Annotated in this window: 22 protein-coding genes; 18 read left to right on the top strand and 4 right to left on the bottom strand. The window is 40.2% G+C overall.

Annotated features, from left to right (window positions below):
* Positions 1-86 precede the first annotated feature (86 nt).
* The 3 genes from QPX86_RS16875 to QPX86_RS16865 all read left to right on the top strand — a co-directional run bounded on the left by QPX86_RS16875 (position 87) and on the right by QPX86_RS16865 (position 3989).
* The gene (locus QPX86_RS16875) at positions 87-875 is read left to right on the top strand and encodes a ribonuclease H family protein (protein WP_285163277.1); all 789 of its coding nucleotides are present in this window, start codon (positions 87-89) and stop codon (positions 873-875) included.
* A gap of 323 nt (positions 876-1198) precedes the next feature.
* Positions 1199-2491, top strand: coding sequence for a serine/threonine transporter (locus QPX86_RS16870; protein ID WP_220753912.1), 1293 nt, complete (start codon positions 1199-1201; stop codon positions 2489-2491).
* Between the two features lie 130 nt (positions 2492-2621).
* Positions 2622-3989: an L-serine ammonia-lyase gene (locus tag QPX86_RS16865; protein WP_285163276.1), complete on the top strand. Its 1368-nt coding sequence runs from the start codon at positions 2622-2624 to the stop codon at positions 3987-3989.
* A gap of 106 nt (positions 3990-4095) precedes the next feature.
* Here the strand turns inward: QPX86_RS16865 and QPX86_RS16860 are convergent, their stop codons facing one another.
* The gene (locus QPX86_RS16860) at positions 4096-4557 is read right to left on the bottom strand and encodes a GNAT family N-acetyltransferase (RefSeq protein ID WP_285163275.1); all 462 of its coding nucleotides are present in this window, start codon (positions 4555-4557) and stop codon (positions 4096-4098) included.
* A gap of 107 nt (positions 4558-4664) precedes the next feature.
* Between QPX86_RS16860 and QPX86_RS16855 the strand changes: the two genes are divergently transcribed.
* Both QPX86_RS16855 and QPX86_RS16850 read left to right on the top strand, forming a co-directional pair.
* A complete protein-coding gene (locus QPX86_RS16855) occupies positions 4665-5015 on the top strand; it encodes a hypothetical protein (RefSeq protein WP_285163274.1) in 351 nt (116 codons plus the stop codon).
* A gap of 174 nt (positions 5016-5189) precedes the next feature.
* On the top strand, positions 5190-6530 hold the full coding sequence (locus QPX86_RS16850) for a dicarboxylate/amino acid:cation symporter (protein WP_285163273.1): 1341 nt from the start codon (positions 5190-5192) through the stop codon (positions 6528-6530).
* 105 nt (positions 6531-6635) lie between these two features.
* Here the strand turns inward: QPX86_RS16850 and QPX86_RS16845 are convergent, their stop codons facing one another.
* Positions 6636-7055, bottom strand: coding sequence for an META domain-containing protein (locus QPX86_RS16845; RefSeq protein ID WP_220753916.1), 420 nt, complete (start codon positions 7053-7055; stop codon positions 6636-6638).
* A gap of 192 nt (positions 7056-7247) precedes the next feature.
* Here QPX86_RS16845 and QPX86_RS16840 point away from each other — a divergent pair, with 192 nt between their 5' ends.
* The 3 genes from QPX86_RS16840 (at position 7248) to QPX86_RS16830 (ending at position 8510) form a co-directional block, all read left to right on the top strand.
* A complete protein-coding gene (locus tag QPX86_RS16840) occupies positions 7248-7499 on the top strand; it encodes a hypothetical protein (protein ID WP_220753917.1) in 252 nt (83 codons plus the stop codon).
* On the top strand, positions 7496-8068 hold the full coding sequence (locus QPX86_RS16835) for a GNAT family N-acetyltransferase (protein WP_285163272.1): 573 nt from the start codon (positions 7496-7498) through the stop codon (positions 8066-8068). The genes QPX86_RS16840 and QPX86_RS16835 overlap by 4 nt, the downstream gene beginning before the upstream one ends.
* A gap of 67 nt (positions 8069-8135) precedes the next feature.
* Positions 8136-8510 carry a hypothetical protein gene (locus QPX86_RS16830; RefSeq protein WP_285163271.1) on the top strand — a complete coding sequence of 125 codons (375 nt, stop codon included), beginning with the start codon at positions 8136-8138 and terminating at the stop codon, positions 8508-8510.
* 10 nt (positions 8511-8520) lie between these two features.
* Here the strand turns inward: QPX86_RS16830 and QPX86_RS16825 are convergent, their stop codons facing one another.
* Positions 8521-9129 (bottom strand): GNAT family N-acetyltransferase, encoded by a 609-nt coding sequence (locus tag QPX86_RS16825; RefSeq protein WP_285163270.1) that lies wholly within the window; start codon positions 9127-9129, stop codon positions 8521-8523.
* A 382-nt stretch (positions 9130-9511) separates the two neighbouring features.
* Here QPX86_RS16825 and QPX86_RS16820 point away from each other — a divergent pair, with 382 nt between their 5' ends.
* Positions 9512-10111, top strand: a complete 600-nt coding sequence (locus tag QPX86_RS16820; RefSeq protein WP_220753921.1) for a flavin reductase family protein — start codon at positions 9512-9514, stop codon at positions 10109-10111.
* A gap of 117 nt (positions 10112-10228) precedes the next feature.
* A complete protein-coding gene (locus tag QPX86_RS16815) occupies positions 10229-10798 on the top strand; it encodes an MAPEG family protein (RefSeq protein ID WP_220753922.1) in 570 nt (189 codons plus the stop codon).
* Between the two features lie 111 nt (positions 10799-10909).
* Here QPX86_RS16815 and metK read toward each other — a convergent pair whose 3' ends face one another.
* The gene (gene metK / locus QPX86_RS16810; protein ID WP_220753923.1) at positions 10910-12061 is read right to left on the bottom strand and encodes a methionine adenosyltransferase; all 1152 of its coding nucleotides are present in this window, start codon (positions 12059-12061) and stop codon (positions 10910-10912) included.
* A 575-nt stretch (positions 12062-12636) separates the two neighbouring features.
* On the opposite strand from metK, the gene tkt reads away from it, so the two are divergent.
* The 8 genes from tkt (at position 12637) to QPX86_RS16770 (ending at position 22592) form a co-directional block, all read left to right on the top strand.
* Positions 12637-14631, top strand: coding sequence for a transketolase (gene tkt, locus QPX86_RS16805; protein WP_285163269.1), 1995 nt, complete (start codon positions 12637-12639; stop codon positions 14629-14631).
* Between the two features lie 131 nt (positions 14632-14762).
* Complete coding sequence (epd, locus tag QPX86_RS16800) at positions 14763-15785, top strand: erythrose-4-phosphate dehydrogenase (protein ID WP_285163268.1); 1023 nt, start codon at positions 14763-14765, stop codon at positions 15783-15785.
* 88 nt (positions 15786-15873) lie between these two features.
* Positions 15874-17049, top strand: coding sequence for a phosphoglycerate kinase (locus tag QPX86_RS16795; protein WP_220753926.1), 1176 nt, complete (start codon positions 15874-15876; stop codon positions 17047-17049).
* Positions 17050-17305: 256 nt separating this feature from the next.
* Positions 17306-18370: a class II fructose-bisphosphate aldolase gene (gene fba, locus QPX86_RS16790; RefSeq protein ID WP_220753927.1), complete on the top strand. Its 1065-nt coding sequence runs from the start codon at positions 17306-17308 to the stop codon at positions 18368-18370.
* Between the two features lie 274 nt (positions 18371-18644).
* Positions 18645-19988 (top strand): MATE family efflux transporter, encoded by a 1344-nt coding sequence (locus QPX86_RS16785; protein ID WP_285163267.1) that lies wholly within the window; start codon positions 18645-18647, stop codon positions 19986-19988.
* 127 nt (positions 19989-20115) lie between these two features.
* A complete protein-coding gene (locus QPX86_RS16780; protein ID WP_220753929.1) occupies positions 20116-20856 on the top strand; it encodes a DUF481 domain-containing protein in 741 nt (246 codons plus the stop codon).
* A 433-nt stretch (positions 20857-21289) separates the two neighbouring features.
* The gene (locus QPX86_RS16775; RefSeq protein ID WP_285163266.1) at positions 21290-22048 is read left to right on the top strand and encodes a hypothetical protein; all 759 of its coding nucleotides are present in this window, start codon (positions 21290-21292) and stop codon (positions 22046-22048) included.
* On the top strand, positions 22032-22592 hold the full coding sequence (locus QPX86_RS16770) for a hypothetical protein (RefSeq protein WP_220753931.1): 561 nt from the start codon (positions 22032-22034) through the stop codon (positions 22590-22592). The genes QPX86_RS16775 and QPX86_RS16770 overlap by 17 nt, the downstream gene beginning before the upstream one ends.
* Positions 22593-22629: the final 37 nt, after the last annotated feature.

The raw sequence follows: 22629 nt of genomic DNA, 5'->3' as shown, positions 1-22629 counted from the left end.
TTTGTCTCAGTGAGTTATTTTTAATAGCGCCATAGGCTACACTGATGCACATTGAATATATTACCCGATTTATATAGAGAGTCATCATGGCAAAGAAGTATTATGTGGTGTGGGCAGGGCGAGAGACTGGTATTTTTACCAGCTGGGATTACACCAAGAAGCTAGTGGACAAATTCCCGCAAGCAAAATATAAATCTTTCCCAACTGAAGCTGCTGCTAAAGCGGCATTTGCGGGGACTGCCTCAAGTAGCATTGGCAAGAGCGCTACTAAATCAACCTCTTCATCAGGCAGCAAGAAATCGACAAGTAGTAGTGGTATTGAGTCAATCAAAACCAAAAATGTGGATCTGAGTACTCACGATATTATCGTCTTTACTGATGGTGGCTGCGAACCAAACCCTGGCAAAGCAGGATCTGGTATGGCGGTTTACCATAAAGGTGAAATCAGTGAACTTTGGTATGGCTTATTTAATCCTAATGGCACCAATAATAGCGCAGAGTTAAATGCCTTATATCAAGCGTTATTAGTGGCTGAAAAAGCGGTAAAAGCCAAACAAACTGCCAAAATCATGAGCGATTCACAGTATTCGATTAACTGCATTACCAATTGGGCTTATGGTTGGAAAACCAAAGGTTGGAAGCGCAAAGTGGCTGGAGATATTGCTAACTTGGAAGTGATTCAACAAGCTCATGAATTATACGATGCAATGAAAGATAAGCTGGATATCGCTCATGTTGCAGCTCATATTGGTATTGAGGGCAATGAACTCGCTGATCGCATGTCTATTTATGCTATTGATCAAAAGACTGTTGAATTTGCCCGTTACGATAAACCGATCGATCTACAAGCTATTTTAGCCCTTCGAACCGGCTAACCCTACCTTCTGTACAAATGTCCCTATTTAGTGATTGTTCAAGATAAAGTGGTAGTTGCATTAACACCTGATACTACCACTTCAAATCCACTCATATTAGGTACTGTCGGTTTATTAGGTGTTGCTTTATTAGTTTAATTGTTAATCGAATTGTTTAACTCTGTTAATCATTTTAACCACTCATCGTACCAGTTGCGTGCGCCGCTCTCAAATTGATTGGATTTATTAAAAGTCGGAATTAAAAATGATCTAGATCATATTTCACTATTTAGAATTCTATATTCTTCGCTGTGAAATTAGTTACCTCATTTAAGGTCATTTTTATGCAAAGAGATTCAATCAGTGCGCAGGATGTTGCAATTTCAGCTCAAGAAGAGCAAACCTCAGTAAAAGGCTGGTCACGTCAAGATACCACTTGGATGCTTAGTTTATTCGGTACTGCTGTTGGTGCAGGTATTTTGTTTTTACCTATCAATGCAGGTATGGGTGGATTTTGGCCGTTAGTATTAATGGCAATCATCATTGGCCCTATGACTTATCTTGCTCACCGTGGTCTATCTCGCTTTGTTTGTTCTTCTAAAAATCCTGGTAGTGACATCACTCAAGTGGTTGAAGAGCATTTTGGCGTTAGTGCGGGTAAAGCAATCACAGTTCTATATTTCTTTGCTATTTTCCCTATTGTGCTTATTTATGGTGTTGGTATTACTAACACGGTAGACAGCTTCATTGTTAACCAACTTGGTTTTGCTTCACCTCCACGTATTCTTTTATCTGCGGTTCTTATTATTGGCATGATGTCAGTAATGGTAGCGGGTGAAAAATTCATGTTGAAAGTGACTCAATTCTTGGTTTACCCATTAGTAGCAATCCTTGCTTTTATGTCTTTCTATTTAATTCCAGATTGGAAGATGGATGCATTGCAAGTGGTTCCTTCAACGGGTGAATTCTTAGGTACTGTATGGTTAACCATTCCGGTATTAGTGTTCGCATTTAACCATTCTCCTGCTATTTCACAGTTCTCTGTGTCACTTAAACGTGAACATGGCAACAATGCTGCTAAAAAAGCGGACGTGATTTTACGTAATACATCGATGATGCTGGTTGGCTTCGTTATGTTATTCGTTTTCTCTTGTGTATTGTCTTTAAGCCCTGCGCAACTTGCTGAAGCAAAAAGTGAAAATTTAGCGATTTTATCTTACTTAGCCAACGTACATTCAAGCGGCTTTGTGAGCTACTTCGGTCCTATCATTGCATTCATTGCGATTATCTCTTCTTTCTTTGGCCACTACTTAGGTGCGACTGAAGGCTTGAAAGGCATGATCACTAAGCAATTACGTAGCAGCAATAAAGAAGTCTCTGATGCTAAATTGAACAAGTTCATCCTAGCCTTCATGTTCTTCAGTATCTGGATTGTCGCGGTAATTAACCCAAGCATCCTAGGTATGATTGAAGCCTTAGGCGGTCCAATTATCGCTGCTATTCTTTACCTTATGCCTATGTACGCTGTACATAAAGTGCCTGCTTTAAAAGCTTACCGTGGTCGTATCAGCAATGTGTTTGTTGTGATTGCTGGTTTACTGGCCATGACAGCAATTCTATTCGGTTTAATGAGCTAATCGCTCGTATTCGTCGATAAAGTTAAACCACTCACTCAAGTGAGTGGTGATTCGAGGAGTGCAGTGCGTGCTCCTCTTTTTCTTGTTTTTAGCTTTGTTGTTTTGAGCAGTAAAGCATTGAGGTTTATTTATGTTTAGTGCATTTGAAATCTTTAAGATTGGTATTGGTCCTTCTAGTTCTCATACCGTTGGGCCTATGAAAGCGGCAAATTGTTTTATTAATGATTTAATCGAGCAAGGTCAACTAACACAAATCACTAAGTTTACCGTCGATGTATACGGTTCACTGTCTTTGACTGGTAAAGGTCACCATACTGATATTGCGATTATTATGGGCCTTGCTGGTAACGAGCCTGAAACGGTTGAAATCGACAGTATTGAACCTTTTATTGCTCAGGTTGAGAAAACTCAGGAAATTATAATTGGTGATGCGATTCATCACGTTGATTTTCCACGTGATGCGCTTATTTTCCATAGCGATACGTTACCTTTACATGAAAACGGTATGAAATTACACGCTTGGATTGGTGACAAATGTGTTTATAGCAACACTTATTACTCTATCGGCGGTGGCTTCATCGTTGAAGAAAGTGAGTTTAACCAAAGCCATGTAAATGGTGTTGAAGTGCCTTATCACTTTAATTTTGCAGACGAATTAGTCGCTCATTGTAAAGACTCGGGTTTAAGCATTAGCGGCTTGATGAAGCAAAATGAGTTATGCTTTCGCAGTGAAGAAGATATGTATTCTGGCTTCAGTTTAGTCTGGAAAACAATGCAAAATGCCATTGATAAAGGCTGTAATACTGAAGGTGTTCTAGCTGGCCCGCTAAAGGTATCTCGCCGTGCTCCTGCTTTACACCGTGAATTGATGCGCAGTGAAAAACTCAGTAATGATCCGATGGAAATAATTGACTGGGTTAACTTATTTGCGTTAGCTGTGAGTGAAGAAAATGCAGCTGGTGGTCGTGTAGTGACATCGCCTACCAATGGCGCTGCAGGGATCATTCCAGCTGTGCTAGCTTACTACAATAAGTTCATTCAAAAAGTGGGTCCAAAAGAATGTAGCCGCTTCTTTTTAGCTGCAGCTGCGGTGGGTTCGCTTTATAAACGTAATGCATCGATTTCGGGCGCCGAGGTGGGTTGTCAGGGGGAAGTTGGCGTGGCGTGTTCAATGGCGGCTGCAGGCTTAGCTGAGCTTATGGGCGGCTCACCTGCGCAAGTGTGTATGGCGGCAGAAATTGGCATGGAGCACAACTTAGGTTTAACGTGCGATCCTGTTGCAGGCCAAGTTCAGGTACCGTGTATTGAACGTAATGCGATAGCGTCAGTTAAGGCGATTAACTCATCTCGTATGGCGCTACGCCGTAATTCAGAGCCACGAGTTAGTTTAGATAAAGTGATTGCGACTATGTACGAAACAGGAAAGGACATGCACTCTAAATACCGTGAAACCAGCCAAGGTGGGTTAGCAATTAAGGTCACTAATTTGTGTGCATAAACGTGCGCTAATTAATCTACTTAGTGTTGTAAACAATAAAAAGGCTTTCAAATGAAAGCCTTTTTTGTTTGCGATTTATACCATCCAATCGTGTTATTGCTATACGTTATGCCTTTGAACCTTCAGTAAGCTCTTCGTACATCAGGTAGTGGCTTTGCTCCATCCCTAATGATTCATAGGTTTTTTGAGCGCGTAAATTATCATGTTCAACATACAGTCTGAAACTCGCCGCGCCGCCAATATCGACAGCCATTGATTTTACCGTTTGATAAAGTTTGGCATATATCCCTTGGCGACGATTTTGCGGGCGAATATATACACTTTGTATCCAGCAGTAGTTTGTTGCTCGCCAATCACTCCATTCAAGTGTGACCATTAATGAACCTGCAATTTCGCCCTCTATTTCGGCCACTAAATAGAAGCCTTTTTCAGGACTGTTAAGCATAGTGCTTACGCCTTTGGTGAGCAGTTCATTGTCTAAAGACAAGCTTTCTGTCTCCATTGCCATGGCTTGATTGAATTCAACTAATACTGGTAAATCTGATAGTTGGCCTTTTCTTATTTTCATTGTGGCTCCTTGAGGCGAAAAATAAATAAATTTTCACCACATTTTTATTCGACTAAAGTCTAAGCTGCTATGCTTAATATTCATCTTGTATGGTTTGAGAGAATGCTATGAATAAATCAAAATATCAATTCAGAGTATACCGTTACTTTGCTCGCTCTAATCGCATTGGTTGCGCTGCGAGCAAGCCTATACAGGTGTCACATCCTACTACAGCCTCCGCTAATGCACAGCCTGCAATTAATCATGTGTTGCACTTTATTTTGACCTTATTCACTTTTGGATTATGGGCGATGGTGTGGTGGTGGCTAATTTTAAAGTCTCGTGGTGAGCACAAAAATCTATTTGCTGGATTTGATGATGATTATTGGAGCTATTTGATTGAAAGGGAGAGACCGCCAGCAGCGTTATATCCTACAAAAGTTGGAAAAGGCAAGGTTAAGTATATTTTTGAGGCCTAATGTAATTTATTCACTACTAGACCTGCGTAAGATGATATAGATCATCCAATCAATCATGATTGTCGTGCTAGTATGCCGCGCCGATTTTATTGATTATTGCCATCTTCTAATTTAATAAGCCGTTCGGCAGCGAATTACGCACTACTTATTTACTCAATCAGCAAGGTTTACATCATGTCAAAACATGCTCCGTCTTTTCCACGTCGAGTTTGGTCGCGTTGGATGTCAGTTCCGTTATGGTTACAAATCCTTATTGGGATGGTGCTAGGTATTATCGCCGGGGTCAGCCTAGGTGAAGATGCGAGTTACCTTAAGCCTATTGGTACCTTGTTTGTTAACACCATTAAAATGTTAATTGTGCCACTCGTGTTTTGTTCTTTAATTGTGGGTGTGACTTCAATGCAAGACACGGCCAAAATGGGGCGAATTGGCTTTAAGTCATTTGCGTTCTATTTAGGTACAACGTCTATCGCAATTAGTATTGGTTTGCTAGTCGGTAATATCATGATGCCGGGCACTGGTCTTGGCTTACAGAGCAGCGAAATTATAAATGAAGTGAAAGAAGTGCCGACATTAATGGACACTTTGATCAATATCGTGCCGACTAATCCTGTTGCCGCTCTAGCAAGTGGTCAAATTTTACAAGTGATTGTGTTTGCTGTCGCACTGGGTATTTCATTGGTGTTAATTGGCGATCACGGTAAACCTGCTATTCGCGTATTTGAAAGTTTAGCTGAAGCGATGTTTAAACTGACTGACTTAGTGATGAAGCTAGCACCTTATGGTGTATTTGGCTTGATGGCATGGGTTGCTGGTGAGTATGGACTCGACATGTTATTGCCATTGATTAAGGTCATTGTGGCAGTCTACGTTGGTTGTGCATTACATATCTTAGGTTTCTACAGCTTAGTGTTAAGTGTATTTGGTAAACTTAATCCACTGCAGTTCTTCAAAGGCATCGGTAATGCAATGGCAGTGGCATTTACCACTTCTAGCTCTGCGGGTACCTTACCTGCGAGTATGAAATGTGCCAGTGAAAACTTAGGTATCAACAAGAAGATATCAAGTTTTGTACTGCCACTGGGTACGACCATCAACATGGATGGCACTGCGCTTTATCAAGGTGTAACGGCGTTATTCGTCGCTCAAGCTTTTGGTATCGATTTAACATGGGTTGATTACATCACCATTATATTAACCGCTACACTTGCGTCTATTGGTACTGCTGGCGTACCTGGTGCAGGCCTTGTGATGTTAACGTTAGTATTAACCACAGTTGGTTTACCGTTAGAAGGTGTGGCAATTATTGCTGGTATTGACCGTGTGCTAGATATGGCACGTACCGTGGTTAACGTATCAGGTGATTTAGTGGCAACGACGATTATTGCTCGTTCAGAAGATGAATTAGATGTTGAACACTACAATGCTGACATGGAGCAATCAGCGATTATTGCTCAGCATGCTGAAGTTGATTTAGCTCAAAAGGTTGAAGATAACGTCAAAACAAGCAGTTAACCTGGTAAAGTTACGTACTAAACGCATAAAAAAGAGTGAAGCCATGGCTTCACTCTTTTTTTACTCGTTTTTACGATTGTTAACTATTTAAATCAATTAAGGCACTTATTCATCGAGTTGGCTTAATACCAGTAGATTAGCGCCAGCATCTGATTTTAATAATAGCTTGCCAGATTTTGAACGCTTAATATTAGTCACCATTGGCATGGCCTTCATAATACGTTGCTCTTGCTGCATAAGCATATCGACACAAGCCATCATACTTGAACCAGCAGGTGACAGAGTTAATTGATTTTCATTTTGCTGATATTCACCAAAAAATTGGTTGCAGCTGTTATTGCCAGACAACTTGCCATCAGCGGCAAAGGTAATTTGAGCAGGACTGTGATTAATGACAGCTTCAGATAAAGCTGATTCTACATACCAATTACCGATTAGATTAATTTCTTCAGCCGGATGGCTGTTGCTTTGACAAGCACTAAGACCGAAAATAACCACACAAGCGGTGAAAATGGGTTTTATCATGATGGACTTATTCCAATGGGGACGCTATTTCCGATAGTATATACTGTGTTTTGGGGTTATTTTCATCCTGAAGTAGAATTAATCTAATATTTGTCACTCACACCATGCATTGTGCTGTTTTTGAACTAATTCGATGTTCAGATGGCAAACTGAAATCCTTTAAATCAATATTTTTTAGCGAAAGAGTCTCACATGAGTAAATTTTTTAAAGTTCTGCATATGTTTGGTTTGTTGTGTGTTGGTATTGGTGCAGGATTATATTTACTCACTGATGTCGCTAATGAAATAAGTGGGATGTTGATTATCGCCAGTTTAATAGGTGTAGGTTTACTCATTATGGCGCCTTATCCTGTAGCGCTCGTTTTTGACTGGGCGCAAAAACAGCACACCAATCAAAATAATAAGGCTAATGAACATGAAAAAAGTGACGAACACAATAAATGAGCATTAAATACCGTTTAGCCACAGAGGTTGATGCCGTAAATATTGCAGATCTAGAGCTGCAATACATGAATGATGAATTGTCTTCTTCTGCCGATACAATGTCTGGCCAGTGTTTTTCTAAAGTACAAATCAGCGAGCTAATAAAACAAGGCTGGATAATGTTAGCTGAATTAAACACTGATACAGCTTCACCAGGAGTTAGCGTTAAATCGATTATTGGTTACGTGATTGCAGGGCCTTGGTCTTGGTTTCAAGCTTGGGGTATTTATGCGCAGGTATTACGAAAACTCAGTGATATCGAAATGGGTTTTAGCCGCGTGACATCGCAAAATAGCTGCCAATATGGTCCGATTTGGATCCATCCATCCCATCGAGGGCAAGGGATTTTTGAGCACTTAGTAAAAGGTATTCAACGTAAAGCTGCGATGAAATACAGTTTTATGGTGACATTTATCGCAGAAGATAATGCGATTTCTTTTGCTGCCCATACTAAAAAATCAGCAATGGAAGTGGTGGACTATTTTAGCTTTCAACAACGTGATTATTATTTGTTGGTCATGAAGAACTAATTAACTTTTTGCAGCAAACAGCACTAAATAATCAAATGAAATGTATTTAATGGTGAGTAGTAATCATATGGAACAAAACCAGCAAGATAATCAGCAGCAGTTTGAGCAAATATTTCAGCCTTACTTACATTTAAGGTTAGGGGCGTTTGAGAACTTAAAAATTGTCGTTGGGGTACTGGCATCATTGGATAAAAGCTATTCAGCATATGAGCTCGAACTAAGTACTGATAGTAATTCGAAATCAAGATTTTTTTATATCGTCGACACTGAGTTGGGTGTTATCGATTGCGGTCGCACCAATGGTTATGAAGAAGCAATAACTTTACTAGATGAAGATAAAACAGTTGAGTTGTCAGCGGCTAAGACCGTCAATGTGCCAGTGCTTAGCTTGCAGCAAATTTCGTTTATGTGCTTAGAAACATCTCATTTTGATCACTGTTAATTTAGGCTTGTTATTCGGTGGCTTTCTTCATCAGTATTAGAGGCCTTTCCAGACTATGGTATTTATCAAACTGTTGTAGTACATCATTATCAACCAAATTATTTTGACTAATGCTTTTGATTTGATGAAAGCCATAAGCTTGATAAAAACTCTCTAACTCTGGAATCGCGAAAACGTAACTGCGTGTTTTCAACAGTTTAGGACGAATAAAGTTCATTAACTGGTGAGCTAACCCTTTTCCTCTCGCATGCTTTGCGACAACAAGCCCTGTGATTAACTGGCTCTTTCCTATTGTTTTTAATCTAATAGCAGCCGTTATCTTGGCTTGCTCATTAAGTAACTTTTCATTAATTACACTCGTTTGTTGCAAGTCGGAGTCAGGGAGTACCTTTATCGAACCTAACTGAATCGAATCAGGCTGATGGTTTGACTGCCCCAACTGAGTGGCTAACCTTATGAGTGCTATTTGATCATTAATATTGGGTTTAGAATAAGGTAAATGTTGACGATAAAACAGCTTTAGCTCAGACCACTTCCTTTGATCGCTAGATATCTGGCCATTCTTCGTGTCACTCTTTAAGTTAAGTTTTGAAGGATAAAACCACTTTGCAGTGTGCATTATTTGTCCTTAATTAATGTTGAAGATATACCTTTAATGTCATTAACCTCCATAGTAACAAATCACGACTTGGAAGGTTTTCAATTAAGCAGCGAGGTTGAAAATACAGACAAGCTGACTTTAAAAAGAGGCAAGAGTATCGCTTATTTGTGATTATTTGCGTATTAATAGTGGTGATTTTGAGGGATATTTATACAAAATTTAATAAAAATGACTGATAAATTATGTTAATAGCTTGTTTCATCTAGACTTGGTTTATTTAGACTTGTTTGAAGATTTATTGGGTGATAGCTTAGTAAGTAACTTATTTAATTTATTATTTCCACCAAATAACCCGTGTTTGGAAATAGTGAGTTATTGTTTAAAACAGCTAGAGATTGAAATGGAATTTTTGCCGCAGGCGTTAACAGCGCAACAGGTTTATAAATTATTAATTGGTGGTGTAAGTCCAAGACCTATTGCTTGGGTTTCAACGATATCAAAAAGTGGGGTGAGTAACTTAGCACCATTTTCATTCTTTACGGTTGCAAGTGCTAACCCCCCAGTGTTGTGCTTTAACCCAATGAGCACTGATAAAGGGCTAGAAAAAGATACCTTGACTAATATTCGTGAACAGCAAGAGTTTGTGATCAATAGTGTGAGTTATCAAGACTTAGCGGTGATGAATCAAACTTGCCATCAATTACCTGCCGATGAAGATGAGTTTGAATATGCGAGTGTTGAAAAGCTGGCATCATCAATTGTGGCTCCTCATAGAGTCAAACAAGCTTTAGTTAGTTTTGAATGTCGGTTAAATCAGATAGTTGATTTAGGCCAAGAACCTATGTCTGGGCATCTTGTACTGGGGGATGTGGTAGCAATTCATGTACGTGATGATGCAGTCACCGACTTTAAAATAGACAGTGAAAAGTTAGATGCCATCGGCAGAATGGCTGGCAATGACTATAGTTTAACTAGGCAGAAGGTCCAGCTAAATCGATAGTCGATTATTAAGCACTACTTGCTCATTGGAGTGAGCTTTGGAAAGTGACCGAGTCAATGAAGGATCATCTAGGTCACTATTTTAAAGATAGTTGAGCATTAATTACAGGGAGAGATAATGCCAATTTTAAGAGTAGATCCAAACCAAACAAAATTTGCTAATCAGCAACGTGATGTCACCAAAGGAATAGTGGTGGGCATGGTTGTTTCCTTTGCAGTCGTCATTTATGGCGCGTTAGCTAATCCATTTGAATTTAGTGAACCACAGTCCTTAATTGAAAGGTTGATTATTTATGCCTATGGCATGCTTTTGCCTACGTTAAGTTTGATTATTGCTGTTGCCCGAGTAGCTAAACATCGTTTTTTTAACTCTGAAGATATTGATGGACGCAGTTTTAATAAAGAGTCGGAGCGGGTAAGGCGTTTACAAAACGTGCTGCAAAATACCTTAGAGCAATTTTGTATTGTAATGAGTGTTTACTTTTTATGGGCTTTTATCATGCCAGCTGATTACATGTCGTTAATTGCGTTGATTTCAGTTTTATTCTTTATTGGCCGAATTTTGTTTATGCGAGGATACGATAAAGGCGCAGGAGCAAGATCGATTGGTTTCAGTTTAACGTTTTACCCATCAGTGTTAACTGTGGGGGCGATTATTATTTACCTATTCTATCGAGTCTTAGTTTAATTCTTATGAGTTGAGTGAGGTAAACTCACTTTTTAAAGGTACAAAAAAACCGTCAATTGACGGTTTTTTTATTTCTCAGAATTGAGCTTAATCGTCAATAAGTTTTAAAACTTATAGACCAGCATCAGCGCGAAGGATTTCAGCTTTATCAGTCGCTTCCCAAGGGAACTCATTACGACCGAAGTGACCATATGCCGCAGTACTTTGATAGATAGGACGTGCAAGGTCTAGCATGGCAGTTAAGCCGTATGGACGAAGCTCAAAATGCTGACGCACAAGCTTAATCAATACATCTTCAGATACTTTACCAGTACCAAAAGTTTCAATGCTGATTGAAGTAGGTTCTGCAACGCCAATGGCATAAGACACTTGGATTTCACAGCGTTCAGCAAGACCAGCAGCAACGATGTTTTTAGCAACGTAACGTGCAGCGTAAGCAGCACTGCGGTCAACTTTTGAAGGATCTTTACCTGAGAAAGCACCGCCACCGTGACGCGCCATACCACCGTAGGTATCTACGATGATTTTACGACCGGTTAAACCACAGTCACCTACAGGTCCACCGATAACGAAACGACCAGTTGGGTTAATGAAGTACTTAGTGTCTTTGTTTAACCATTGTGATGGTAGAACAGGCTTAATGATGGTTTCCATCACGCCTTCAATCAAGTCTTCTTGAGTCACGTCTTCACGATGTTGAGTCGATAGCACTATGGCATCGATACCCTTGATTTTGCCATTTTCATAGGCAAAAGTGACTTGGCTTTTGGCATCTGGACGTAACCACGGTAATGTACCGTCTTTACGAACTTCAGATTGACGCTTCACTAATTTGTGAGCGTACGTAATTGGTGCAGGCATTAATACGTCGGTTTCGTTACTTGCGTAACCGAACATTAACCCTTGGTCACCAGCGCCTTGCTCTGCTGGGTCGCTACGGTCAACACCTTGGTTAATGTCTGGAGACTGTTTACCAATGGCATTTAAAATCGCACAAGAATCAGCATCAAAACCCATATCTGAATGAGTGTAACCAATTTCACGTACTGTCTTACGTGTGATTTCTTCGATATCAACCCAAGCTGAAGTTGTGACTTCACCGCCGACTAAAACCATACCGGTCTTAACGTAAGTTTCACAAGCAACACGTGCTTTAGGGTCTTGCTCTAAAATTGCGTCTAATACCGCATCAGAAATCTGATCGGCGATTTTATCTGGATGACCTTCTGAGACGGACTCAGAGGTGAACAAGTGGTTTGCCATAGTTGGTAAATCTCGTCTTTTGGAATTTGAACGTGTAGAAGCATCTACATCTAGACGTCTATAATAATTCAAATCAGGTTGGATAACACCCCTTAGAACTAATATAAGTTAATAATTGTGCAATCATTCAAAGATTTAGAAAAATTGAAAATGACCTGTTTCAGATTTTTAATAAATTAATCTTATGAATTTTATGCTAATTATTCTATTTATAGCGTAACGATTAAGGGCTTTAAGGTTAAAAATAAAACAATAACTTTAGTCGATGTTTATCACTTTGTTGGTTTTTTTATTGCCCATTGGCAATAAATATTCACGCATTGTTATTACGGAATATTACCGTTTGGGATCAATATCAGCGATATAAAGTAATTAGTTGATAGAAAAAGCTATATAAATTTTATCGGTAATATGGTGTCAGTCTGCCTGAATAATCGCTTTGTTTAGCTTGGATTAGTCTGTTAGACGTAAAAAATGGTTAATAGATCTAATAAAAATTTGCGTCACACCGCCTAGTAGGGGAAAATATGCCCCACAATTGCCCGCTAGACCTCATATAACAAGCAGGAGAGAGCATGTCATCTCGTAAAGAACTCGCTAACGCAATCCGTGCATTAACCATGGATGCTGTTCAAAAAGCCAATTCTGGCCACCCAGGTGCACCAATGGGGATGGCTGACATCGCTGAAGTGCTATGGAATGACTTCCTTAAGCACAACCCAAACAACCCTGAGTGGGTTGATCGTGACCGTTTTGTTTTATCAAATGGCCATGGTTCAATGCTTATCTACTCTTTACTGCATTTAACAGGTTATGCATTACCTATTGAAGAGTTGAAGAACTTCCGCCAGCTTCACTCAAAAACCCCTGGTCATCCTGAATATGGTTACACACCAGGTGTTGAAACAACCACTGGCCCGTTAGGCGCTGGTATCAGTAACGCTGTAGGTATGGCGATTGCTGAAAAGACCTTAGCTGCACAATTCAACCAACCAGGTCACGACATTGTTGATCACTTCACTTACTGTTTCTTAGGTGATGGTTGTTTGATGGAAGGTATCTCTCATGAAGCATGTTCATTAGCGGGTACACTTGGTCTTGGTAAGCTTGTGGCTTTCTGGGATGACAATGGTATTTCTATTGATGGTCATGTTGAAGGTTGGTTTACAGACGATACGCCTAAGCGTTTTGAGTCTTACGGCTGGCATGTAATTGCTAACGTAGATGGTCATGATAGCGATGCTATTCGCGCGGCAATCGAAGAAGCTAAGTCTGTAACAGACAAGCCAACAATGATTTGTTGTAAAACCACGATTGGTTTTGGTTCGCCAAACAAATCAGGTAGCCATGATTGTCACGGTGCTCCACTTGGTGATGCTGAAATTGCTGCTGCACGTGAATTCCTTGGTTGGGATCACGCTGCATTTGAAATTCCTGAAACCGTTTATGAAGGTTGGGATGCTAAAGATTCTGGCGCTTCAAACGAAGCTAGCTGGAACGAAAAATTCGCAGCTTATACAGCAGCGTTCCCAGAGCTAGCCGCAGAATACAAACGTCGTGTTATCACTGGCGAGCTTCCTGTTGAATTTGAAGAGAAAGCGAACGCTTTCATTCAAGAGTGTCAAGATAAAGCTGAAGGTATCGCAAGTCGTAAAGCTTCACAAAATGCGATTGGTTTCTTCGGTGAAATGCTACCTGAGTTATTAGGCGGCAGTGCTGATTTAGCCGGTTCTAACTTAACGCTTTGGTCTGGTTCAAAAGGTATTCAAGACGACCCTGCGGGTAACTACATCTTCTACGGTGTACGTGAATTCGGTATGAGCGGCATTATGAATGGTGCTTCGCTACATGGTGGTTTCATTAACTACGGCGCAACCTTCATGATGTTTATGGAGTACGCACGTAACGCAGTACGTATGTCTGCGCTAATGGGCATTCAAAACGTATTCGTTTATACCCATGACTCAATTGGTCAAGGTGAAGATGGTCCTACTCACCAACCAGTAGAGCAACTTGCTAACTTACGTATGACGCCAAACATGACGGTATGGCGTCCATGTGATGCTGCTGAAACAGCCGTATCTTGGAAGTCTGCAATTGAAAACCGTAAAGCACCAACGTCGCTTGTATTTAGCCGTCAAGGATTAAAAGCACAAGCACGTAACGCTGAGCAATTAGCTAACGTCGCTAAAGGTGGTTACGTACTGTCTGATTGTGAAGGTACTGCTGATGTGATTCTGATTGCAACAGGTTCAGAAGTGCAACTTGCACTTGATTCTGCTGCTGCCTTAACTGAAAAAGGCCAGAAAGTTCGCGTAGTATCTATGCCTTCTACTAACGTATTCGATAAGCAAGATGCAGCTTATAAAGAGTCTGTATTACCTGCTTCTGTTACTAAGCGTGTTGCAATTGAAGCCGCTCATGTTGATTACTGGTACAAATACGTTGGCTTTAATGGTGCAGTTGTTGGTATGTCTACCTTTGGTGAGTCAGCGCCAGGCGGAGACTTATTGAAGCACTTCGGCTTTACCGTTGAAAATGTGGTTAACACAGTAAACTCACTGGTTTAACCAAAATACAGTTAAATAATAAGGGTAAACTTTTACCCTTTAAGTCTGTATAATGACGGCCTGCAAACACTTGCAGGCCGTTTTTTTATCTGCTTTTTACTGAGTACTGTTAAGAGGAAGCTTAACCCTCAATGATCCGAGTCGCTATTAATGGCTATGGCCGTATAGGCCGTTCTATCCTTCGTGCATTATACGAGTCGGGTAAACGTCAAGAAATCCAGATCGTGGCAATTAATGAACTTGCCAAACCTGCCGCAATCAGTCATCTCACGCAATATGACACGACTCATGGCCGTTTCCAAAATACAGTTAAGTTAAAAGACGACCAGCTAGTTATCGGCGATGATGTTATTCAATTATTTCATCAGCCTGATGCCAGTTTATTACCTTGGTCTGAACTCGATATTGATATCGTTTATGAATGCAGTGGTAGCTTAGGCGATCGAGCTGAATGCGAAGCGCATATCAAAGCCGGTGCCAAGCAAGTTCTCATTAGCCACCCATCTTCAGCTGATGTGGATGCGACTATTGTATTTGGTGTGAATGATAATTTGCTTAAAGCCGAGCATACAGTGGTATCAAATGCGTCATGCACCACCAACTGTATTGTGCCTGTCATTGATGTGCTAGATAATCATTTTGGTGTTAAAAGTGGTGCAATCACCACCATTCATTCTTCAATGAACGATCAACAAGTGATTGATGCTTATCATGATGACTTACGTCGTACCCGTGCTGCGGGGCAATCAATCATTCCAGTGGATACTAAATTGGCGCGGGGTATTGAGAGAATATTGCCGCACATGAAAGATAAATTTGAAGCGATTTCAGTGCGCGTTCCGACCATTAATGTCACCGCAATTGACTTATCGGTGACCTTAAATGAGCGTGTTGATATTGAGAAAATAAATAATGTTTTAGAGCATGCGGCCAGCGGGTTATTTAATGCAGTGTTAGGCTATACTGATGCACCATTAGTGTCGTGTGATTTTAACCACGACCCACGTTCCAGTATTGTTGATGGTACCCAAACTCGTGTGAGTGATGGCCACTTGGTCAAGTTATTGCTTTGGTGTGATAACGAGTGGGGATTTGCCAATCGAATGCTAGATACCAGTTTAGCTATGATCCTCGCTAAGAATACTGAACACTAATTTTACTGCTATTGAGCGCTTTATCTAATTGGGGTAAAGCGCTCATTAGCAAAAGCAGTTTTGTTTTTAAATTAAAAGGAAAGTCTCAATGGCTATTATCAATATGATTGACTTGGATTTAACTAATAAGCGCGTGCTTATTCGTGAAGATCTAAATGTACCAGTGAGTGATGGTGTAGTGACCAGTGATGCACGTTTACGCGCTTCTCTACCTACGATTAAGTTAGCACTTGAGAAAGGTGCAGCTGTAATGGTGATGTCACATTTAGGTCGCCCAACTGAAGGAGAGTTCAATGCTGAGTTCTCAATGCAGCCAGTAGTTAACTATTTAAATGAAGCTCTTGATTGCCCTGTGACGCTAGCGTCTGATTACCTTGATGGCGTCGATGCTAAAGTCGGTGAAGTAGTCGTATTTGAAAACGTACGTTTTAACCTTGGTGAGAAGAAGAACGATGAAGCTTTAGCTAAAAAATTAGCTGCACTTTGTGATGTTTATGTAATGGATGCATTTGGTACAGCGCATCGCGCACAAGCATCGACTCATGGCGTTGGACTTCACGCATCAGTAGCTTGTGCAGGCCCACTTCTAGCGGGTGAATTATCTGCTCTGGGTAAAGCATTAGATAACCCGGCACGTCCAATGGTTGCCATTGTTGGTGGCTCAAAAGTCTCAACTAAGCTAACTGTACTTGAAAGCTTATCAACTAAAGTAGACCAGCTAGTTGTTGGTGGTGGTATTGCCAATACATTCGTCGCGGCAGCGGGTCATCAAGTAGGTAAATCTTTATTTGAAGCTGACTTAGTCGATGAAGCTAAGCGTTTAGTGGCTAATGCTCAAAGTCGCGGCGGTGATATCCCTGTGCCAACTGATGTTGTAGTAGCTGGCGAGTTTAGCCCAACCGCTGCAGCAACATTAAAATCTGTTAGTAATGTATCAGATACCGATATGATTTTTGATATTGGCCCTGATAGCGCAGAAGCTTTAGCTAAAATCATCGAAGCTGCTGGTACGGTTGTTTGGAACGGACCTGTTGGCGTATTTGAATTTGATCAATTCGGCGAAGGCACTAAACGTATAGCTCAAGCGATTGCTGACTCAAATGCATTCTCAATTGCTGGTGGTGGCGATACGTTAGCGGCTGTAGATAAGTATGATATCGCTGATAAGGTTTCTTATATTTCTACTGGTGGTGGTGCTTTCCTTGAATTTCTTGAAGGCAAAGAGCTACCTGCAGTTGCAATGTTAGAAAAGCGCGGCGCGTAATTAGAAAAAATTTAAAAGGTTAAGTTGAATATGCAGCCTGACAGTTTATCAAAGAGTAAACGTCATGCTGTCAACTTAACCGAGCAAGATTTCTATTTAGAAAAATATAATTATTAGAAAAAAACCGCCCATGTTTTTCAATGAATTGTTGGTTATCGTCAGATAAATAGCAATGCAGTGAGTAATATAGGGTATAAAAATCAATCCAAAGCGATAGCGACCTAGGTGAGACATCACCCTATTTTTGGAGTAAAAAATGGCCTTAATATCTCTACGTCAAATGTTAGACCATGCTGCAGAACACAACTACGGTGTTCCAGCATTCAACGTAAACAACCTTGAGCAAATGCGTGCAATTATGCAAGCAGCTGAAGCGACTGACAGCCCTGTCATTGTTCAGGCTTCAGCGGGTGCGCGTAAGTATGCTCGTCCTCAGTTCCTTAAGTACTTGATGGCTGCAGCTCTTGAGCAATACCCAGATATTCCAGTATGTATTCACCAAGACCATGGTACTGATCCTGATATTTGTCAGCGTTCTATCCAGTTAGGTATGTCTTCAGTAATGATGGATGGGTCTTTGATGGCTGATGGTAAAACACCAGCATCATACGAATATAACGTTGATGTGACTCGTCGCACAGTGGCATTTGCACACGCTTGTGGTGTATCAGTTGAAGGTGAAATCGGTTGTTTAGGTAGCTTAGAAACAGGCGAAGCTGGCGAAGAAGATGGTATTGGCGCAGCTGGTATCTTAACAATGGATCAAATGCTAACAACACCAGAAGAAGCAGCACGTTTTGTTGCTGATACTCATGTTGATGCACTTGCCATTGCAATTGGTACTAGCCATGGTGCTTACAAGTTTAGCCGTAAACCGACCGGTGACGTATTACGTATTGACCGTATCAAAGAGATCCACGCACGTATTCCTAACACTCACTTAGTGATGCACGGTTCTTCTTCAGTACCACAAGAGTGGTTAGAAGTGATTAACCAATACGGCGGCGAAATCCCTGAAACTTACGGTGTGCCGTTAGAAGAGATTGTTGAAGGTATTAAGCACGGTGTTCGTAAAGTTAACATCGATACTGATTTACGTTTAGCATCAACAGGTGCAGTGCGTAAGTTCCTTGCTGAAAACCCATCAGAATTTGATCCACGTAAATTCTTAAAGGCGTCAATGGAAGCAATGGCTGACATTTGTACGACTCGTTATGAAGCATTTGGTTGTGCTGGCATGGGCTCTAAAATTAAGCCTAAGTCTCTACAAGCAATGTACAAAGCTTATCAATCAGGTGAACTAAACCCACAAATCAACTAATAGTTGGTTTGTAGTTACATGAAGTTTACTCACTTTATAATACGTAACTAACTGATTAATAAAACTTCATAAAAACCAGCGATTTTCGCTGGTTTTTTTATGTATAAACTTGAATGAAACAGCTTGTATCAAAGCGCTTTATAGCGCATTATCCCCGCCCTTAAAAATGGAATGAAGCCAAAATCTATGGCGTAAATGATCAATGAACTGTCATTTATGCTTGTTATCCTTGTAATGGAATATGCTCACCTTTAACCATTATTGAAGTGTCAAAATGCATGTAAAACCCAACGCACCACTATCGCTATTTGCGTTAACTTGGCCATTATTCTTCGACTTCGCGCTGCACTTTCTAACAGCAGCATTAAATACCTTAATGATCAGCCGCGTCTCTTATCAAAGTGTCGCAGCATTGTCTGTCGGCAATATGGTGTTCGAATTATCAATTACCTTATTCAGCTTCGTCAGTATTGGTGCCAGTGTGGTCATAACCCAATACTTAGGCGCTAAAAATAGAGCAACAGCAAGTGATGTAGTCTACTCATCCATCGGCTTTAATTTAATGGTGGGTGTAGCCGCAGCATTGGGTGTATTTATGGGGGCAGGGCTTATATTGCACCTGATGAATCTTCCAGTAGATTTAATTCCTGACGCTAAACTGTATTTGCAAATTGTAGGGATTTGTTTAATCCCAGAAGCCATGGCTATGTGTTTAGCAGCTGGTATGCGTTCTCATGGTTTTACCCAGCAAGCTATGTGGGTGACGCTGCTGATGAATGTAATTACATTTGGCGGCAATTTATTACTGCTTTACGGCTGGTTTGGTATTCCGCAAATGGGCGTTGCTGGCGTGGCAATAAGTACTGTTGTTGGTCGTTTAGTTGGCATGTCGTTAATGGCGTATTTATTTGTTAAGTACACCAAAATTCCACTTAAGATATCAGAAATCATTAAACCTAAAAAGCATCTGCTAGCCAAAGTCTTTCATATTGGTTTGCCTGCGGCAGGCGAGAATATCTCTTGGATGCTGCAATTTATGGTAGTGACGGCTTTTGTCGGCTTGATGGGAGAGAAAGCACTGGCCGCTCAGGCTTTGTACTTTCAAATTTGCATGTTCATTTTATTGTTTGGTTTATCTATTGGGATCGGTAACGAAATCATGATTGGTCACATGATAGGGGCTAAGCAGTATAAATCGGCAGAAACCCAAATGTATCGCGCTTTAAAAATTGGTTTAGTGCTGACAACTGCGGTAGCTGCATTGGCTGCATTACTTGGTGAAAACCTCGTAGCTTTTTTCACTGATGACCAAGATATTCTGGCAATGGTCGGGCAGTTATTTTTACTGACCTTATTCATGGAACCAGGAAGAACGTTTAACCTCATTGTCATTAATGCACTTCGTGCTAGTGGCGATGCAAGATTTCCCTTTATAGCGGGTATCTTCTCAATGTGGTGCATAGCGGTGCCTTTAGCCTATTTTTTCGGAATTTACCTTGATATGGGCCTAGTTGGAATCTGGTGCGCCCTTGCTATTGATGAGTGGACTCGTGGATTAATCATGTTGTGGCGTTGGCGTAGCGGTCGTTGGCAGTCAAAAAGCTTAGTACTGGCGTAAACACAGTATTTGCCTACATTAAGCATTAAAAAAGCAGTAGTTTTTTCAATTTTGCTACCAAAGTGTTAGTATGCGGTTCAATTTCTGGGGTGAATTTAGATTATTTGTAAATAAAGGATTTAATGACATGAAAAAACTGCTACTTGCTGGAGCTGTAACGCTTGCCATGCCATTTGCTGCCAATGCTGGCGCTGACTTTGTAGAGGGTGATAAGACTTTTGCTGGTGAAGCGGAGTTAGGTGCAACGTTAACAACAGGTAACACTGATACTTCTTCACTAAAAGCACGTCTAGGCCTTAAGCAAGAACTAGGTAACTGGGAAAATGCATATTTACTAGAAGGCTTATATAAAGAAGATTCTGGTGAAAACACTGCTAAGCGATACTATGCAGGTATTCAAGGTGACTATAAGTTCGATGAAAAGAACTATATGTATATTACTGGTAACTATGAAGTTGATCCGTTCACAGGTTATGATTACAAAGCAATCGCTTCTGCGGGTTACGGTCATAAGTTCATTGATACTGGGCGCACCTTTTTAAGTGCTGAAATTGGTCCTGGTTATATTTATAAAAAGCTTGATGATGAACAGACTGCACTCCTTGGTTATGATACTGAAGACAGTGTGGTTGCTCACGGTGCGCTAAACTTTTCTTATGAAATTACAGAGAGCTCAAAATTCACTCAATTGTTTGTCGCTGATTACGGTGATAGCTTAGAGGGACGCTCTGAAACGGCACTTACGGCTAATATTATCGGCGCACTAGCAATGAAATTTGCTGTTATTGTTCGTTATAATAGTGACCCACTAGAAGACAAGAAAAGTACTGATACAGAAACCAATATGACATTACTATACGCATTCTAATTATTTAAGTTAGCTAGCTTATACGTTTATCAGCCGAGTATGACTCGGCTTTTTTGTGCCTTCTTTTTTATTTTACTCCATTGGTGTGAACGAAAGTTAACCTCTTGGCAACGTTTATATTATTTGTTACGAGTGTTACATTTCTGCAGGTGGAATATTCGTATATTGGAGCTTGCATTTACAGTCATGGTTGGATAGGTCTGTATGTTAGTTCGTTTTTTGTTCTACTAACGTACTGATATAATCGCTGCAATTGTTAAGGTTGTTAACACTTGTATCTTTAGGTTTAGATTTATTAAAGATCAGGTTCGAAATTACGAGGTCTAGTTCACGAAATTTAAGCTTGGAGAGTTATCAGTTGTTTTGATCACAAATTACCTCATTTTGCTGGCGTATAATATTTTTCCATATTGACTTAAGAGAATATTACGGCATGCAAATCGGTTGTTGTTGGTTTGATGGTGAGCACAAAGAGCTTATCAACCAATCCAATGCTACTAAATGGCAACTCAATAATAATGAGTACTGGGTGTTAAGCATACTTGCTAAACATCGGGGTCATGTTGTGCCTATCGAATTGTTATCATTTCCAGAAGGGCTTGATGGTTATCAACAAAAACTATCTGTAGCAGAGATGGAACAAATCATTGAAAACTTTCAAGACTACTTTGGCAGTAATCACCGTGGTTTAATTGAGTTAATCACAGATCAAGGTGCAATTTTATATAACAAAGTTGCAGTCAATCATTCGAGTTTACTGGATACGCCAGTCAAAGTTATTTCTAATGCCCATTATATACTGATTATTTTAATGACATTAATAGCTTCGTATTTCGTGTATTCAAACTTAAATGATCCTGACTATATTGTACCAGCGTTTAGTGAGCGATTTTTTACCCAGCAAGGCAACTTAGCAACATTAAGCATCTATTCTTCTGGTGAAGAGTATCAAGGTGACAAACTCATATTCCGAGCTAACCATGCACTTAGTGAACTGAAAAAGTGTCCAGTGATGCTTTGGGATAGTATTACCGCAACAACAGCTAGTGATAATAAAACGGTCAGTGTCGTCCTGATAAAGCGCACTTTAGACGGTTGGAAGTTTCACAATATTAAATTGATTAGAGAATCTATCGAGCAATCAGTAGTGAATCCAGCTTGGTTAAAAGAGGTCAATGTCTGTGCTGACTAGAATTGCTAAATTTCTATTAACTAAGCTTGGTCGAGTGGTGTTTTTATTCATCAGCATAACAGTATTTTGTTGTTCGATATTGTTGCTTGAAAATTTTGCCGACTCTCGAAGTGTTTGGGCGTTTGATTGTAATAGCAAGATATACCAATTTGAAATGGTGGATAATGTTATAATGAACCACCAACATGAACCCCTTTATCTTTCATTAACGGTTCAAAACAAACAAATTAATTTGGACTACTATACTGCTGAGAAAGAAGGTGAACGAGAGTTAGTCTCATTAAAGGGGAAGTTGAAAGAGCTTGAAATTGGTAAATTAATGTACCAATTAGATTTGAAAATCACCGATGCACAATACCAACTTGACGATCCGCAGTTGCAAGATTATTTGGTTAATGAACTCGACGAAGTCAAGAGTATGCTTGTGACTGGTAGTGATATAAGTGTGGCTTTACAAGTGTTAGAAATGGATACTAAAAAAGATTTTATTTTGATTAAATTCAGTCCCTACAACACACTTTGGGCTTGTCGATTACACGATTAATTCATATCTCTTTTCTCATTTTTAATTAAATTCGCTA

This window comes from Shewanella goraebulensis (assembly GCF_030252245.1).
GTDB classification, from domain to species: domain Bacteria; phylum Pseudomonadota; class Gammaproteobacteria; order Enterobacterales; family Shewanellaceae; genus Shewanella; species Shewanella goraebulensis.
This window is presented reverse-complemented; position numbering and strand designations above follow the sequence as displayed.